The 208-nt window shown below is 41.8% G+C and carries 1 pseudogene; it reads right to left on the bottom strand.

Features of this window, described 5'->3' with window-relative positions:
- A pseudogene (locus tag CD122_RS12425) lies at window positions 1–200 on the bottom strand (hypothetical protein); the annotation flags it as partial.
- Window positions 201–208: the final 8 nt, after the last annotated feature.

Below are 208 nucleotides of genomic sequence, written 5' to 3'. Positions count from 1 at the left end.
TCCCTGTTATTTTTAATATCTGAACGTGCAACTAGCATTGTTACTTTGTTGTGATGTACCTTAACCACAAAGCCCTTCACGCCACGTCACTCTAGTTCTTTCTGCAACTCTGTCGGCGACTTACCAACAGTGTCTATTTTGTACCGTTGCTTTACGGTATCGCTAAGTTCACGTGTGCATGTTTCATTTGTGGTAATCATGTGTGATC

Source organism: Staphylococcus rostri, from assembly GCF_002902145.1.
Taxonomy (GTDB): domain Bacteria; phylum Bacillota; class Bacilli; order Staphylococcales; family Staphylococcaceae; genus Staphylococcus; species Staphylococcus rostri.
Note: the sequence above shows the minus strand (reverse complement) of the source record. Positions and strands in the feature narration are given on the sequence as shown.